The following is a 14786-nucleotide window of genomic DNA, read 5'->3' on the forward strand; positions in this document are numbered from 1 at the left end:
CGTCGCGTCCCTTCGTCAGGCGCGCTCGGTCAGGGAGAGATGCACGCGCTTCAGATCCTCCAGCATGGCGCCGACCAGAATCCACTGCGGGCCCGGCTGCACCAGCTCCAGCGGCGCGGTCAGCGCGGGCTCCTCGGGCGCGGCATCCGCCTGCTCGCCCGTCAGGCGCACGTCGTGCGCGACGCGGCGCAGCTGCAGCGCGATCGCGGGCAGAGCGGGGTCGGGTGTGGCGTCGTCGCTCGCGTGGTCGTAGACGGCGCGGGTCATCCCGATCAGCTGCGTCACGATCGGGGTGAACACGTCGAGGTCATCGCGGAGGGCGGCGACCTGGGTGCCCAGGCTGCGTCCGCGCGGATTGAAGGTGAGCGATTCGGATGCCGCGGCGAGCGCGTCATTGGCCCGGCTCTGCACCGGGCGCAGCAGTCGGGCGCCGATCATGAGTTCTTCGCGACCCGCTGCCGTGGGTGGGTGATCGAGGGCGTCGGCGAGCCGCTCGAATGAGAGGGCGAGCTCTTCGCGCAGACGTCGCACCTGCTCCCGTGCCGGCGCGAGCGCCACGGGGGGCACGATGGCGAGGTTCGCGATGATGCCGACGATCGCGCCGATCACCGTCTCGATGATGCGGTCGACCGCGTACTCGGGTGTGGTCGCGCCGAGGGAGAGGACGAGAATCGCGCTGATCGCGATCTGGTTCGCCGTGCCGACGGTCATCCGCAGCGACCAGGCGAGGAGGAGGCCGACGGCGGCGGCGACAAGGACGACCGCGGTCGCGCGGCCGAACGCGATGCCGAGCACCGAGGCGAGCACGACGCCCGCGATCACGCCGACCGAGCGCTCGATCGCGCGGGCGACCGACTGATTGAGGCTCGGTTGCACCACGAGAAGCGCCGCGATCGCCGCGAACACGGGAGCAGGGCCGTGGACGAGCCAGCCCGCGAGCAGCCATGCGACGGCGACGGCGACGGCCGACTTGCCGACCTGCAGGAGGGACGGGCGGGTGGCTGAACGCACGTCGAAGGCGGTGGGCACGGGACGCATCACGGTTTGCGTGCGCGCACGGCGGCGGAGGCGGCCGTCGCCGTCATGCCGAGATCGCGCTCGGGGAAGACGATGTCGAATCCGCTCCAGGTGCGCCGAGTGGCCTGCAGCGACTCGACGGTCACCCCCCGAGGTCGTTGGGAGAGGTAGGCATCGGCGCTGCGCAGGCGGATGCCGAGCGCGGGCCCGGCGACACCGACACGGTCGATGTCCCGCCAGGCGAGGCTCGCGCCGTCGCCCAGACGGATGCCCGCGTCGTCGACGCGAAGCAGGCGACTGCGCCGCCATTGGCCGATGAGCGAGTAGCCGCCGCCGACGCCGAAGACACCGACCGCGGCGACGCCGACGACGAGGGCCGTCAGGTTCTGCTGGTTCAGCAGCACGATCACGATGCCCATCGCCGCCGCGATCGCACAGGCGATCGCGAGGATCACGAGCCGTCCGCGGGGGCCGATGATGACGAGAGGAGGGCGGACGTCCGACACGAGTCCAGCATAGGCACGGTTGTGCATAAGCGTGTGACTTATATTTTCGCCATATAAGTCATATACTTATGGCATGTCCTACGCGGTGACCATCGATATCGTCGGCTCACGATCGCTCCACGACCGTCCGGCAGCCCAGCGCGCCATCGATGACGCCCTCGAGTTCGTCGATCAGGACGTCCCGCCGCTCACCGCGGTGCGGCCCACCGTCGGCGACGAGCTGCAGGGCGTCTACGCCGGCCTCGACGACGCCCTCGCCGCGACCCTCATCCTGCGCCTCGCGCTGCCCGACGAGGTCGACTGCCGATTCGGTCTCGGTGCCGGAGACGCCGGCCGGGTACCCTCGCGCCGCGCGAGCGAGCCGGAGCTCGGCATCTCCGAGGGAAGCGCATGGTGGGCGGCTCGCCGTGCCATCGAACGTGCGCACGCTCTCCCGGCGTCGGGTGTGGCGGGCGGCCGATCGTGGTACGAGGGGCCGGGTGCGGCATCCGTCAACGCCTATCTGCTCACGCGCGACCAGATCGTGTCCGCGATGACCGGCCGTGCGCGCCGTCTCGCGCTCGGGGCGTGGCGCGGCGAGCGCCAGGCCGACCTCGCTCGCCGTGAAGGCGTCAGCCAGTCCGCGGTGTCGCAGATGCTCGGCCGATCGGGCGGAGCGAGTCTGGTCGCCGGGCTCCATCTCCTGCGCAGCGGGTCTAGCGTGGATCGCGACGCCTGACCCGCCGAGGAGCACCATGACCGTCGCACTCACCCCCGCTCAGCGCCGCCTGCTCGACGCGCCGAACTACGGGGCTCTCGGCACCGTGCGACCCGACGGCGTCGTGCAGGTGAACCCGATGTGGTTCCTGCTCGACGGAGACACGATCGCGTTCACGCACACCACACGCAGACAGAAGTTCCGCAACCTGCAGCAGAACCCCGCGATGGCGCTCATGGTGTTCGACCCCGACCACCCGTACTCCTACGTCGAGCTGCGCGGCGAGCTCGTCGAGGTGCGCCCCGACCCGGGCGGCGACTTCTTCGTGGTGCTCGGCAAGCGGTACGGGAACGCGGACCAGCAGCCGCCCGCCGATCGGGCCGACCGGGTCGTGCTCGTCATGCGCATAGACGCCGTCGGCGGGCAGTGACCCCGACACATCCTCGTCATCTGCGCGCGGCATGATGTCCGGGTGACTCTCCCCGCAACCTCCCTCGATGCCTCGCTGCCCGAATGGCTGCTGACTCTGCTGCCCGAGCTCCCCGACGTCCTGCCGACCGCCGAGGAGCGGATGGACCTCGTCAACGACCTCGCAGACCGCAACTGGCGCGCCGGCAACGGCGGCCCGTTCGCCGCGATCGTCGTCGACGCCGACTCGGGCCGGCTGGTATCCGTCGGTGTCAACGTCGTGCTGAGTTCGGGCATCAGCGGGATGCATGCCGAGGTCATGGCGCTGGGGCTGGCACAACGCACCCTCGGCCGCTGGGATCTGGGCGAGGGCGGCGCCGAGCTCGAGCTCGTGGTCAACTGGCGCCCGTGCGTCATGTGCTACGGCGCCACGATGTGGAGCGGCGTGCGCAGCCTCGTGGTCGCCGGCTCCGGTCCCGAACTCGAAGAGCTCACCGGTTTCGACGAGGGTCCTGTCGTCACCGACTGGGACGCGCAGTTCGAGGCGCGCGGCATCCGCGTGCGCGAGGGCGTGCGGCGCGCCGAGGCCCTCGACGTCTACCGCGCCTACGGCGCCGCCGACACCCTCGTCTACAACGCCCGCGGCCTCGCCGAGTAGCCGTCGGGCAGCCGGCGGTCGCCTGCGCCGGGCGTAGGCTCGGAACATGCTCGCCACCGTGATCCACGACGCCCGCGACATCCGCGTCGAGAACGTGCCCGACCCGACGCTCTCCACCGGAGGCGATGCCATCGTGCGGGTCGTCGCAGCCTGCGTCTGCGGCTCCGACCTCTGGCCGTACCGCGGTGTCGTGCCGACCTCCGAGCCGCATCGCATCGGACACGAGTTCATCGGCGTCGTCGAGGCCGTCGGCCCCGACGTCACGAGCGTCGCCGCCGGCGACTTCGTCATCGCGCCCTTCTACGTCTGCGACGGCACCTGCGTGAACTGCCGCAACGGCGTCAGCACCTCGTGCCTGCACGGAGGCTGGTGGGGCAGTGACGACCAGGTGGGCGGCTTCGCCGACGGCGGCCAGGGCGAGTACGTGCGCGTGCCGCTCGCCGACGGAACGCTCGCCGTCGTGCCCGGACCCGTCACGGAGGATGAGATCCCCGGACTCCTCACCCTCAGCGACGTCATGGGGACCGGCCACCACGCCGCCGTGTCGGCGGGCGTGCAGCCCGGGGACAGCGTCGCGGTCGTCGGCGACGGTGCCGTGGGTCTCTGCGCGATCATCGCGGCGAAGCGACTCGGGGCCACCACGATCATCGCGATGTCGCGTCACGCTGATCGGCAGGCGCTCGCCCGCGAGTTCGGTGCCACTCACATCGTCGAGGAGCGCGGCGACGCCGGGATCGAAGCCGTGCGCGCGCTCACCGGCGGGATCGGCGCCGACCGCGTGCTCGAGTGCGTCGGCACCAAGGAGTCGATGGACCAGGCGCTGCGCTCCGCGCGACCCGGGGGCATGGTCGGCTACGTCGGCGTTCCCAACGGCGGTCCGGAGCTCCCGGTGCGCACCATGTTCAACCGCAACGTCGGCGTGAACGGCGGTGTCGCCCCCGTGCGCGGTTACATCGACGAGCTGCTCCCCGACGTGCGCTCGGGTGCGATCCAGCCCGGCAAGGTCTTCACCCTGCAGCTGCCGCTGTCGGAGGCCGCCGAGGCCTACGCCGCGATGGACGAGCGTCGAGCGGTGAAGGTGCTGCTGCGGCCGTGAGCCGCGGCATCCGATCGTCTCGACGCGAGCTCGCGGGGTCAGGCGCGCGCCGCGATCGCCGCGACGTCTACGCCTGACGGCAGCGCGCCGAACAGCGCGCCCGCGGCGGGGTCGTCGCCGAGACGGCCGGCGATGAACGCGTCGGCGACCGCGGCGGGGGAGTGCCGGGCGACGAGCGAGGCCTCGAGGGCGAGCGCGAGCGCGCCGACCAGGGAGCGCGCGGAGACCTCGGCCGAGGCCGGATCGGCGACGGCGGCGGCCACGCGCGTACGGGTGCGATCGAGATGGGCGTCGAGCAGAGCGGATGCCCCGCGGGCGCGTCCCACCTCGTGGTCGAACGCCTCCCAGGTCTCGGGCTCGCGCACGAGCGCGCGCAGCACATCGAGGGCGATGACGTTGCCCGACCCCTCCCAGACCGCCATCACCGGCTGCTCCCGGTAGCGCCGCGCGAGCGGGAAGGCCTCCGTGTAGCCGTTGCCGCCGAGGCATTCGAGCGCCTCATAGGCATGGGCGGGGCCGCGCTTGCAGATCCAGTACTTGGCGACAGGGGTGGCGAGGCGGCGGAACGCGATGGCCGCGGCATCCGCGTCGTCGTCGTAGGCGCGCGCAAGGTGCAGTGCCGTGATGGTCGCGGCCTCGGTCTCGAGCTGCAGGTCGGCGATGACCGCGGTCATCGCAGGCTGGTCGATGAGCGTGCGGCCGAACGCCGCGCGGTGCCGCACGTGCCACGCCGCCTCGGCGACCGCCTGCCGCATGCCGGCGGTCGACCCGAGCACGCAGTCGAGGCGGGTGCCCGCGACCATGTCGATGATCGTGCGCACGCCGCGCCCCTCGTCGCCCACGAGCACCCCGACGGTGCCGTCGAACTCGATCTCGCTCGACGCGTTCGCGCGGTTGCCGAGCTTGTCCTTCAGGCGTTGGATCGCGAACGGGTTGCGGGTGCCGTCCGGGAGCACGCGCGGCACGAGATAGCAGCTCAGTCCGCCCGGCGCCTGTGCGAGCACCAGGAAGCCGTCCGACATCGGCGCGCTGCAGAACCACTTGTGGCCGGTGAGCCGGGCGGTGCCGGAGGCTGCGGGCGTCGCCCGCGTCGCGCCGGCCCGCACATCCGAGCCGCCCTGCTTCTCGGTCATCGCCATGCCGAACAGCGCGCTCGACTTGCCCGCCCGAAGCTCCGGCTCGTACGCGCGGGAGTGCACCCGCGGCATCCAGTCGGCGCCCACCTCGGGATGCTGGGCGAGCACCGGCGCGACCGCGTGGGTCATCGACACCGGGCAGGCGTGGCCCGGCTCCACCTGCGCGTACAGCATGAACGTCGTGGCCCGGGCGACGTTCGCGCCGGGACCCGGACGAGCGGATGCCGCGGTGTGCGCGCCGTCCGCGACGGCCGCCGCGATCACCCGGTGGTACGCCTCGTCGTAGACGACCTCGTCGACCCGGTTGCCCCACCGGTCGTGGGTGACCAGCTGCGGCTCCCGCACGTTCGCCCGTTCGGCATCGGCCTGGAAGGCGGCGGCGCCCACGCGGCATCCGGTCGTGTGCAGGTCGTCGACGTGCGCGCCCGCATCGAAGCGGACCACGGCCTCGACGAGAGCGACGTTCGTGCCGAACTCGTCGAGATCCGTGCGCGGCGGCGCCTGATTCGTCACGGTGTGGGTGGCCACGGTGTCTCCTTCGCCTCGTCGCGTCGGTCGTGCGAGTCGAGGCTATCGGGGTCGGTCGCCGCCCGCGCCGCGCGGGTCGGTCAGTGCCCGCGCGACGTCGTCAGGAGGCCGGCGTCCAGGTGGAGACGCGGTCGAGCTCCGCGACCTCGGCCGCGGTCAGCTCCACACGGGCGCCGTCGAGCAGGTCGGGCACCTGCGCGACCTGCGATGCGCTCGCGATCGGCGCGACGACCGTCGGTTGCGCACGCAGCCAGGCCAGTGCCGTCGCCGCGATCGAGACGCCGTGGGCGGCGCCGATGCCCTCGAGTGCGTCGATGATCGCGAGACCCTGCGTCGTCGCATACTTCGCCGCGCCCTGCGCGCGGGGCGAGGCCTGGCCCGCGGCATCCGTCGACCGGTACTTGCCCGTCAGGAATCCGCTCGCGAGCGCGTAGTACGGCACGAGACCGAGGTGGTTGCGCTCGGCGACCGGGATGATGCCTGCCTCGACGTCGTTGCGATGCACGAGGTTGTAGTGCGGCTGCACCGCGACGGGCAGGGCGACGCCGGTCTCCGTGGCGATGTCGATCCACTGCTGGAGGCGCTCGGGCGAGTAGTTCGAGACGGCGACGTAGCGCACGAGACCGTCGCTGACGAGCGCGCCGAAGGCCGCGACCGTCTCCTCGAGCGGCACGGTCTCGTCGTCGAAGTGCGCGTAGTAGAGGTCGATCGCCTCGACGCCGAGTCGGCCCAGCGACGCCTCGGCGGCGGCGCGGACGGTACTCGCGGCGAGTCCGCGGAACTCGGGGTGCTGGCTGACCTTCGTCGCGACGGTCACGCCCTGTGGCTTCCGGTCGGCGAGCCACGCGCCGATGATCGTCTCGCTCTCGCCGCCGCTGTTGCCGGGCACCCAGGCGCTGTACGAGTCGGCGGTGTCGATGAAGTCGCCGCCGCCTGCGCTGAACGCGTCGAGCACGGCGAATGAGGCGTCGCGGTCGGCCGTCCATCCGAACACGTTGCCGCCGAGGGCGAGGGGGAGGATGTCGAGGTCGCTGGTTCCGATGCGCGTCATACTCGCGACAAGGCGGGCGGGCCGGGCGGTATTCCCGGGATGTCTCCACGATGACGCCGGATGTCACGGCCGCCCCGGCGCCGTACGATGGCTCGGTGCCCCACGCCAAGATCCTCCTCTTCTACCGGTTCGCGCCGCTCGCGGACCCGGAGGCCGTGCGTCTGTGGCAGCGCGACCTGTGCGAGTCGCTCGGGCTGCGCGGGCGCATCCTGCTCTCGACCCAGGGCATCAACGGCACCGTCGGCGGCGATCTCGCCGCGATGAAGCGCTACGCGCGCAAGCTCAAGGAGTACGCGCCGTTCCGCGGCATCGACCTGAAGTGGTCGGAGGGCACCGGCCTCGACGCCGACGGCCGCAGCCTCGACTTCCCGCGCCTGTCGGTGAAGGTGCGCGACGAGATCGTCACGTTCGGCGCGCCGGGAGAGCTGCGGGTCGACGCGGATGGCGTGATCGGCGGCGGCACCCACCTCACGCCCGGCGCCCTGCACGACCTGGTGGCGCGGCGCGGAGACGATGTCGTGTTCTTCGACGGGCGCAATGCCTTCGAGGCAGAGATCGGCCGGTTCCGTGGGGCGATCGTGCCGGATGTCACCACCACCCGCGACTTCGTCGCCGAGCTCGACTCCGGTCGCTACGACCACCTCAAGGGCAAACCCGTGGTGACGTACTGCACCGGCGGCATCCGCTGCGAGGTGCTGTCGAGCCTGATGGTCGCCCGCGGATTCGGCGAGGTGTACCAGCTCGACGGCGGCATCGTGCGCTACGGCGAGAGCTTCGGCAACACCGGCCTGTGGGACGGATCGCTCTACGTCTTCGACGGACGCGGCTCGGTGTCGTTCGGCGAGCGGCCCGCCGTCATCGGCGTATGCGCCGCCTGCGGCGCGCCGGAGTCCCGCATGGTCAACTGCGCCGACGACGCCTGCAAGGTGCGGGTCGTGCAGTGCGCCGCCTGCAGCGAGACGGATGCCGCGCGGTGCGCGTCGCACGCCGTCGCCGCCGCCCGCTGAGCTTCCTCGTCCACCCCCACAAGGAGAACCATGACCACTCAGAACCTCGCCCGCTACGTCGACCACACGCTGCTCAAGCCCGAGGCGACGACCGCTGATGTGGCGGCGACCATCGCGGAGGCGGCCGAGCTCGGCACCTACAGCGTGTGCCTGTCGCCGTCGGTCATCCCGGTCGAGGTGCCCGAGGGTCTCAAGCTCGCGGTCGTGGTCGGATTCCCGAGCGGCAAGCACCACTCGTCGATCAAGGCGGCCGAGGCTCGGCTCGCCGCGTCGCAGGGCGTCGACGAGATCGACATGGTGATCGACGTGGGTGCCGCGATCGAAGGCCTCTACGACGCCGTCGAGGGCGACATCCGTGCGGTTCGGGATGCCGCGCCCCGGCCGGTGGTGCTGAAGGTCATCATCGAGTCGGCCGCGTTGTCCGATGACGCGATCGTGGCCGTGTGCCAGGCGGCAGAGCGGGCCGGGGCCGACTTCGTGAAGACGTCGACCGGCTTCCACCCGACCGGGGGCGCGACGGTGCATGCCGTGCGCCTCATGAAGCAGACGGTCGGCGATCGCCTCGAAGTCAAGGCGTCGGGCGGCATCCGCACGCGCGAGGACGCCGAGGCGATGATCGCGGCCGGCGCGACGCGTCTCGGGCTCTCGAGCACGCGCGCGATCCTCGCCGACGAGACCGCGGCGGCCGGCTACTGAGCCCGGGCGCTGCGCGGGTCCGGCGGGGGAGTCAGAGCTCGATCTCGTAGTGCACGAATCCGGTGTCGGCGGCGACGCGGTCGTAGAGGGTGCGCGCGGTCGTGTTGCCCTCGGCGGTGAGCCAGTAGACCTTCGCGGCGCCGTGTTCTGCGGCCCAGTCGCGCACGTGCGCGATCAGTGCGCGGCCGGCGCCCGTGCCGCGGGCGTCAGGTGAGACGTAGAGGTCTTCGAGGTAGCAGTAGTCCCCGAGAGCCCAGGTCGAGGCGTGGGTGAGCCAGTGCACGATGCCGATCGGCGTGCCGTCGTCTCGCGCCATCGCGCCGTGCACGGTGGTGCCGGGTGTCGTGAGGGCGGTGAAGGTGGCGTCGCTCACGTCGGCGGCGAGGTCGGTCTCGTAGAACTCCAGGTAGCCGGCCCAGAGCGGCTCCCACGCGGGGCGGTCGTCGGGATGCAGCGGGGAGATCGTGACCATGGCGCCAGCCTAAGGGGGCGCGGCGTGTGGGAACGGAGGGCCTGCAAGACTGGAAGGCGTGCCTGACGAGAACTCCGAGACATCCGCCCGTCGATACGTCGTCGCCACCGACGGCGCGTGCAAAGGGAACCCCGGCCCCACGGGGTGGGCGTGGGTCGGCGAGGACGGCGAGTGGGCCGCGGGTTCGCTGCCGGAGGGAACCAACAACATCGGCGAGCTGCTCGCGCTGTTGAACGCGATCGTCGCGCACGCGGATGTCGACGAACTGATCGTGCAGGCGGATTCGAAGTATGCGATCGACACCTATGCGTCGTGGATGGACGGCCACCGCCGTCGCGGCTGGGTCACGAGTGCGAAGAAGCCGGTCGCCAATCGCGACATCCTCGAGCAGCTCATCGCGGCGCGCGACGCCCGCCGGTCGGCCGGCCGTCCGGACGTCGTGCTGGAGCATGTGCGCGGCCACGCCGGCCACCGGCTCAACAGCTGGGCGGACGAGCGTGCGGTGCGTGCGTCGCAGCACGGCGCGGCCGGGGAGCAGCTGGTGTGGACCTCGCATCGGGGTCTCGACCGGTTGGATGTCTCGGTCGACCCGCCGCGCGCCGCCGCGGACCGCGTGCGCCGCTGACGGCGCGCCCCGCGATCACGGTGCGGGAACGGCGCGTTCTGCCGCATCTTCGGCGGTTTTCAGTCATGTCCGAAAACCGCCAGCGTTCTCCCAGCGTGAAGTTTCAGTCTTACTGAAGGTTCGCCCCTATCGTCGACACGCGGCCCGATGCCGGCGCAGGGTCTGCGGCGGTGACGAACGACGGCCGTTCATCTGACACCGCCGGGGGAGCCGCACGGTCTTCGCCCCGGCCATCTATCGAACGAGGCACCTGTGAAGAGAACATCCCTTCGCGCACGCATCGGGCTCGTGGTGACCGCCGTGGTGGTCGCCGCGGTCGCCGTCCCGATCGTCGCGACGTCCGCATTCGCGGACACGACCTGCGCCCCGGCCTGGAGTGCGACCGCGACCTACGTCGGCGGGAACACCGTCAGCAGCAACGGCGTCACCTACCGTGCGAACTGGTGGACGCAGGGCAACGACCCGGCGACGAACAACGGCGGCTCGGGCACCGGTCAGCCCTGGACGTCCCAGGGCTCCTGCGGCGGAAGTGCGACACCCACCCCCACGTCCTCGCCGACGGCGAGCCCGACTCCCACGCCGAGCCCGACCGGAGCGGCGTGCGTCGCTGCCTGGTCGGCGACCGACACCTACACCGGCGGCCAGACGGCATCCGAAGGCGGCATCGTGTACCGGGCCAACTGGTGGACCCGCGGCGACGAGCCCGCGACCCACAACGGGCTCTTCGCAGTTGAGGGTGTAGCCAGCGTCGGTCGAACCAGCCGAGAGGCAGCCGCTGCAGGTGCCGGACGATGCGGGTGCTGCAGCTCGGCGTCGGCGAGGTGGCTCACCATGCCCGACAGGAACGCCGCCCCGAAGCTGACGAAGAGCGCGGCCACCGCGACGACGACGATCGTCCACATCCGGCCGGCGTCGACCTCACCGCCCGCCAGCGCGGGCAGCAGGGTGCGCGCAAGCTCCACGATCGCGATGAAAGGGATGACGCCGCTGATCGCGCCGATCACGCTCAAGGCGATGATGCCAGCAAGGCTGCGGCGCACCGGGGCGAAGAACGACTCCTGCGTCGTCGCGCCGCCGTTTCGTTCCACATCCATCGCGACTCCCTCGCACCGTAGAAAGCGACCGCTCGTAGAGTGAACGGTGTTCTAATCTCCGCCGCGAGCCTGCAAGTAAGGTGACCCTTACTTCAACCCATCGCGGCGGCCCGCGGACGCGGAGTGAGCAGAAGCGGGCACGAAGGCACCGAACGCAAGACGTCCACCCCCATTGCGGCGTGCACTCATTAATGAGTACGTTCCATTTCAGAAGGAGGAACGGATGTCCGCTACGAACGCAGTCAGTCGAAGGTCGAGGTCGATGGAGGCCAAGCAGCGGCGGATCTCCGAGGCGGCAGCCGAACTGTTCGACGCCGAGGGCTTCAGCGCCGTGACCACCCAGCAGATCTCGGACCGGGCAGACGTGGCCGCAGGCACTCTGTTCCGGTACGCCGCTTCGAAGAGCGAGTTGCTGTTGATGGTCTACAACTCCAAGCTCGACGAGGCGCTTCGCGAGGGCCTGGAGCGCGCCGAATCGGTCAGCGACCCGGTCGAGGCCGTGGTCGCGTTGGTCGAGCCGCTCGTGACACGGGCGAGCGAGTCGCCGGAGAACGCGGCCACCTACCAGCGCGAGCTGCTCTTCGGGTCGCCGTCCGAGAGATTCCGGCTCGAGGGCCTCGCTCACGTGCAGGCCTTCGAGGAAGCACTCGCCGCGCGCCTGGTCGACAGCGACCGAGGACGCGGGGTGACCGACGACCACGACGCCGCACGCGTCGCGAGCAGCTCCGTCTTCGCCGTGGTCCATCTCGCAATCGCTCGGCTGTACACCGGCGCCCACCGCGGACACGATCTGCGAGACGACCTCCGCCACCAGATCGCGCAGATCGTGCGGGGGCTGGCGGCGACCCGCGAGGCAACCGGCGAACGTCGACCATGACAACCACACAGAACCGGAAATGAAGGAGAGCAGAATGAGCAGCATCCACAAGGTCACAGTCCTCGGCACCGGCGTCCTGGGATCGCAGATCGCGTTCCAGACGGCGTTCAGCGGCTTCGACGTCGTCGCCTACGACATCAGTGACGAGATTCTCGAGAAGGCGAAGTCACGTTTCTCGTCACTGGCAGAGACCTACAAGCAGGACGGCGTCGCCGGGGCCGCCGAGGGGAAGGCGGAGAAGGCGCTCGAGAACCTGACGTATTCCTCCGACCTGGCAGACGCCGTCAAGGACGCGGATCTGGTGATCGAGGCGATCCCCGAGGTCTTGAAGCTGAAGCAGGAGACCTACGAGAAGCTCGCCGAGGTGGCGCCGGAGAAGACGATCTTCGCGACCAATTCCTCGACGCTGCTGCCCAGCGACATGAAGGACTTCACCGGCCGGCCGCAGAAGTTCCTCGCTCTGCACTTCGCCAATCAGGTCTGGAAGTTCAACACCGGAGAGGTGATGGGAACGGACGAGACCGACCCCGCCGTCTTCGATGAGATCGTCGACTTCGCGGCCGAGATCGGCATGGTGCCGATTCCGATCCACAAGGAGAAGGCAGGTTACGTCCTGAACTCTCTCCTGGTGCCCTTCCTGAACGCCGCAGCCGAGCTCGCCGCCGGCGGATACGCGGAGCCGCATGACGTCGACAAGGTCTGGCGCATCGCGACCGGCGCCCCCATGGGGCCGTTCCAGATCTACGACGTCATCGGGCTGACCACGCCGTACAACATCATGTCGCACGGCAGCCCGGAGGCTCAGAAGATCGCCGCCTGGTTGAAGGAGAACTACATCGACAAGGGCAAGCTCGGCATCTCGACGGGCCACGGTTTCTACGACTACGAGTGACCAAGGAACAGAGAAGGAAGAAAAAGATGCGTTATACGAGCGGGAATTACGAAGCGTTCGCGCGGCCCCGCAAGCCGGCGGGTGTCGATGAGAAGTCGGCCTGGTTCGTCGGATCAGGGCTCGCGTCCCTATCCGGTGCCGCGTTCCTCATCCGCGACGGCCAGATGCCCGGGAACAAGATCACCATTCTCGAGGAGCTGAAGCTGCCCGGTGGCGCGCTCGACGGCATCAAGGAGCCGAAGAAGGGATTCGTGATCCGCGGCGGCCGCGAGATGGAGGACCACTTCGAGTGCCTGTGGGACCTGTTCCGCTCGATCCCGTCCCTCGAGGTAGAAGGAGCGAGCGTCCTGGACGAGTTCTACTGGCTCAACAAGGACGACCCGAACTACTCCCTGCAGCGCGCCACGATCGACCGAGGCCAGGACGCACACACCGACGGCAAGTTCGGCCTGAGCGAGAAGGCGCAGAAGGACATCGTCAAAGTCTTCCTCGCCACTCGCGAGGAGATGGAGAACAAGCGGATCGACGAGGTGTTCGGCAAGGACTTCCTCGAGAGCAACTTCTGGCTCTACTGGCGGACGATGTTCGCCTTCGAGGAGTGGCACTCCGCACTGGAGATGAAGCTGTACCTTCACCGGTTCATCCACCACATCGGCGGCCTGCCCGATTTCTCGGCGTTGAAGTTCACCAAGTACAACCAGTACGAGTCCCTCGTCCTGCCCCTGTACACGTGGCTGCTCGACCAGGGCGTGACGTTCCACTTCTCCACGCAGGTCACGGATGTCGACTTCGACATCTCCGCCGACGGTGCGCGCAAGCAGGCCACGCGTCTGCACTGGGTCTCGGGGCCGGAGGGAGCACCGGGAGACGGCGTCGACCTGTCGGAGAACGACCTGCTGTTCATGACGATCGGATCGCTGACGGAGAACTCGAACGAGGGAGACCAGCACACCCCCGCACGTCTGGACGAGGGCCCCGCACCCGCCTGGGACCTGTGGCGGCGGATCGCGCAGAAGGACCCCGCGTTCGGGCGTCCGGGAGTCTTCGCCGACCACATCCCGCAGACGAAATGGGAGTCGGCCACCGTCACCACCCTAGACGCGCGGATCCCGGCGTACATCGAGAAGATCGCCAAGCGCGACCCCTTCAGCGGGGAGGTGGTCACGGGAGGTATCGTCACCGCGCGGGACTCCCGCTGGCTCCTGTCATGGACCGTCAACCGGCAGCCCCACTTCAAGCAGCAGAAGCCCGACGAGATCGTGGTGTGGGTTTACGCCCTGTTCTCCGACGTGCCCGGGGACTACACGGGAAAGACCATTCAGGAGTCCACCGGTGAGGAGATCGCGCAGGAGTGGCTCTATCATCTCGGCGTCCCCGTCGAGGAGATCCCCGAGCTCGCGGCCAATGCTGCGAAGACCGTTCCGGTGATGATGCCCTACGTGACCGCGTTCTTCATGCCGCGGCAGGCCGGAGACCGCCCGGATGTCGTCCCGGAAGGATCGGTGAACTTCGCCTTCATCGGGCAGTTCGCCGAGTCCAAGGAGCGCGACTGCATCTTCACGACGGAGTACTCGGTGCGCACGCCGATGGAGGCCGTCTACACCCTGCTGGACATCGAACGCGGCGTGCCCGAGGTCTTCAACTCCACGTACGACGTGCGGAAGCTGCTCTCGGCGACCAGCCGGCTGCGCGACGGCGAGGAGGTGCATCTCCCCGGCGGCCCTATCGCCCGGAAGCTGCTTCACAACAAGGTGGACGACACGGAGATCGGTGCACTCCTCAGCGAGTACGGCCTGATCGCCGATCACAGCGACCACTGATGATCTCCTGATCCCTGGGAAAGGGGAGATCGGAGCCGGCAGAGCCGGTCCCGATCTCCCCTTTTTCGGCTCATCGCGGATGAGAGTGTAGGAGCGGTCTGAATCCGCCGGCTTCGAGGAGCGATCTGGCGACGTAGTGCGTGAGGTTCCGGAAGCCGAGGGCGGAACCGCGAAGGTGCTCGAGCCGGCCGTTGATGGCCTCCGTT

Annotated in this window: 16 protein-coding genes and 3 pseudogenes; 12 read left to right on the top strand and 7 right to left on the bottom strand. The window is 69.7% G+C overall.

Features of this window, described 5'->3' with window-relative positions:
* Positions 1 to 15: 15 nt before the first annotated feature.
* Both RR49_RS06490 and RR49_RS06495 read right to left on the bottom strand, forming a co-directional pair.
* Positions 16 to 1038, bottom strand: coding sequence for an FUSC family protein (locus RR49_RS06490; protein ID WP_045247260.1), 1023 nt, complete (start codon positions 1036 to 1038; stop codon positions 16 to 18).
* Positions 1038 to 1523 (bottom strand): hypothetical protein, encoded by a 486-nt coding sequence (locus RR49_RS06495; protein ID WP_157013170.1) that lies wholly within the window; start codon positions 1521 to 1523, stop codon positions 1038 to 1040. The genes RR49_RS06490 and RR49_RS06495 overlap by 1 nt, the downstream gene beginning before the upstream one ends.
* Before the next feature lie 73 nt (positions 1524 to 1596).
* On the opposite strand from RR49_RS06495, the gene RR49_RS06500 reads away from it, so the two are divergent.
* From RR49_RS06500 to RR49_RS06515, 4 genes are read left to right on the top strand one after another with little or no spacing between them, the layout of a single operon-like run.
* Positions 1597 to 2241 carry a SatD family protein gene (locus tag RR49_RS06500; RefSeq protein ID WP_045247262.1) on the top strand — a complete coding sequence of 215 codons (645 nt, stop codon included), beginning with the start codon at positions 1597 to 1599 and terminating at the stop codon, positions 2239 to 2241.
* 16 nt (positions 2242 to 2257) lie between these two features.
* A complete protein-coding gene (locus tag RR49_RS06505) occupies positions 2258 to 2650 on the top strand; it encodes a PPOX class F420-dependent oxidoreductase (protein ID WP_045247263.1) in 393 nt (130 codons plus the stop codon).
* A 42-nt stretch (positions 2651 to 2692) separates the two neighbouring features.
* Positions 2693 to 3286, top strand: coding sequence for a nucleoside deaminase (locus RR49_RS06510; protein WP_045247264.1), 594 nt, complete (start codon positions 2693 to 2695; stop codon positions 3284 to 3286).
* 46 nt (positions 3287 to 3332) lie between these two features.
* Positions 3333 to 4382, top strand: a complete 1050-nt coding sequence (locus tag RR49_RS06515) for a zinc-dependent alcohol dehydrogenase family protein (protein WP_045247265.1) — start codon at positions 3333 to 3335, stop codon at positions 4380 to 4382.
* A 38-nt stretch (positions 4383 to 4420) separates the two neighbouring features.
* Here the strand turns inward: RR49_RS06515 and RR49_RS06520 are convergent, their stop codons facing one another.
* Together RR49_RS06520 and RR49_RS06525 are read right to left on the bottom strand one after the other, a co-directional pair.
* Positions 4421 to 6046 carry an acyl-CoA dehydrogenase family protein gene (locus RR49_RS06520; RefSeq protein WP_045247266.1) on the bottom strand — a complete coding sequence of 542 codons (1626 nt, stop codon included), beginning with the start codon at positions 6044 to 6046 and terminating at the stop codon, positions 4421 to 4423.
* A 100-nt stretch (positions 6047 to 6146) separates the two neighbouring features.
* Positions 6147 to 7097 (bottom strand): aldo/keto reductase, encoded by a 951-nt coding sequence (locus RR49_RS06525; protein WP_045247267.1) that lies wholly within the window; start codon positions 7095 to 7097, stop codon positions 6147 to 6149.
* Between the two features lie 50 nt (positions 7098 to 7147).
* On the opposite strand from RR49_RS06525, the gene trhO reads away from it, so the two are divergent.
* Together trhO and deoC are read left to right on the top strand one after the other, a co-directional pair.
* Positions 7148 to 8104: an oxygen-dependent tRNA uridine(34) hydroxylase TrhO gene (gene trhO, locus RR49_RS06530; protein ID WP_045247268.1), complete on the top strand. Its 957-nt coding sequence runs from the start codon at positions 7148 to 7150 to the stop codon at positions 8102 to 8104.
* A 30-nt stretch (positions 8105 to 8134) separates the two neighbouring features.
* Entirely contained in the window at positions 8135 to 8800 is a 666-nt protein-coding gene (gene deoC, locus RR49_RS06535; RefSeq protein ID WP_045247269.1) for a deoxyribose-phosphate aldolase, read from the top strand.
* 31 nt (positions 8801 to 8831) lie between these two features.
* On the opposite strand, the gene RR49_RS06540 is transcribed toward deoC, so the two are convergent.
* On the bottom strand, positions 8832 to 9272 hold the full coding sequence (locus RR49_RS06540) for a GNAT family N-acetyltransferase (protein ID WP_045247270.1): 441 nt from the start codon (positions 9270 to 9272) through the stop codon (positions 8832 to 8834).
* A gap of 58 nt (positions 9273 to 9330) precedes the next feature.
* On the opposite strand from RR49_RS06540, the gene RR49_RS06545 reads away from it, so the two are divergent.
* Together RR49_RS06545 and RR49_RS16225 are read left to right on the top strand one after the other, a co-directional pair.
* Entirely contained in the window at positions 9331 to 9897 is a 567-nt protein-coding gene (locus tag RR49_RS06545; RefSeq protein ID WP_045247271.1) for a ribonuclease H family protein, read from the top strand.
* Positions 9898 to 10200: 303 nt separating this feature from the next.
* Positions 10201 to 10341 (top strand): annotated as a pseudogene (locus RR49_RS16225) (glycoside hydrolase family 19 protein); the annotation flags it as partial.
* Positions 10342 to 10391: 50 nt separating this feature from the next.
* Here RR49_RS16225 and RR49_RS16175 read toward each other — a convergent pair.
* Entirely contained in the window at positions 10392 to 10526 is a 135-nt protein-coding gene (locus RR49_RS16175) for a hypothetical protein (protein WP_273207157.1), read from the bottom strand.
* Between the two features lie 25 nt (positions 10527 to 10551).
* Between RR49_RS16175 and RR49_RS16230 the strand changes: the two are divergent.
* The 4 genes and pseudogenes from RR49_RS16230 to RR49_RS06565 form a co-directional block, all read left to right on the top strand.
* Positions 10552 to 11034, top strand: a pseudogene (locus tag RR49_RS16230) (hypothetical protein); the annotation flags it as partial.
* Between the two features lie 180 nt (positions 11035 to 11214).
* Complete coding sequence (locus tag RR49_RS06555) at positions 11215 to 11868, top strand: TetR/AcrR family transcriptional regulator (protein ID WP_045247273.1); 654 nt, start codon at positions 11215 to 11217, stop codon at positions 11866 to 11868.
* Positions 11869 to 11902: 34 nt separating this feature from the next.
* Positions 11903 to 12760, top strand: a complete 858-nt coding sequence (locus RR49_RS06560) for a 3-hydroxyacyl-CoA dehydrogenase (RefSeq protein WP_045247274.1) — start codon at positions 11903 to 11905, stop codon at positions 12758 to 12760.
* Between the two features lie 26 nt (positions 12761 to 12786).
* A complete protein-coding gene (locus RR49_RS06565; RefSeq protein ID WP_045247275.1) occupies positions 12787 to 14580 on the top strand; it encodes an oleate hydratase in 1794 nt (597 codons plus the stop codon).
* Positions 14581 to 14650: 70 nt separating this feature from the next.
* Here the strand turns inward: RR49_RS06565 and RR49_RS15690 are convergent.
* Positions 14651 to 14786 (bottom strand): annotated as a pseudogene (locus RR49_RS15690) (ISL3 family transposase); the annotation flags it as partial.

The sequence above is a fragment of the Microbacterium ginsengisoli genome (assembly GCF_000956535.1).
Classification (GTDB): Bacteria; Actinomycetota; Actinomycetes; order Actinomycetales; family Microbacteriaceae; genus Microbacterium; species Microbacterium ginsengisoli.

Excerpts from the sequence above, each read along its gene's own strand:
- trhO (WP_045247268.1), top strand. The coding sequence starts at position 7,148 with ATGACGCCGGATGTCACGGCCGCCCCGGCGCCGTACGATGGCTCGGTG.
- RR49_RS06540 (WP_045247270.1), bottom strand. The coding sequence starts at position 9,272 with ATGGTCACGATCTCCCCGCTGCATCCCGACGACCGCCCCGCGTGGGAG.
- RR49_RS06505 (WP_045247263.1), top strand. The coding sequence starts at position 2,258 with ATGACCGTCGCACTCACCCCCGCTCAGCGCCGCCTGCTCGACGCGCCG.
- RR49_RS06560 (WP_045247274.1), top strand. The coding sequence starts at position 11,903 with ATGAGCAGCATCCACAAGGTCACAGTCCTCGGCACCGGCGTCCTGGGA.
- RR49_RS06555 (WP_045247273.1), top strand. The coding sequence starts at position 11,215 with ATGTCCGCTACGAACGCAGTCAGTCGAAGGTCGAGGTCGATGGAGGCC.
- deoC (WP_045247269.1), top strand. The coding sequence starts at position 8,135 with ATGACCACTCAGAACCTCGCCCGCTACGTCGACCACACGCTGCTCAAG.
- RR49_RS06490 (WP_045247260.1), bottom strand. The coding sequence starts at position 1,038 with ATGCGTCCCGTGCCCACCGCCTTCGACGTGCGTTCAGCCACCCGCCCG.
- RR49_RS06515 (WP_045247265.1), top strand. The coding sequence starts at position 3,333 with ATGCTCGCCACCGTGATCCACGACGCCCGCGACATCCGCGTCGAGAAC.
- RR49_RS06565 (WP_045247275.1), top strand. The coding sequence starts at position 12,787 with ATGCGTTATACGAGCGGGAATTACGAAGCGTTCGCGCGGCCCCGCAAG.
- RR49_RS06525 (WP_045247267.1), bottom strand. The coding sequence starts at position 7,097 with ATGACGCGCATCGGAACCAGCGACCTCGACATCCTCCCCCTCGCCCTC.
- RR49_RS06500 (WP_045247262.1), top strand. The coding sequence starts at position 1,597 with ATGTCCTACGCGGTGACCATCGATATCGTCGGCTCACGATCGCTCCAC.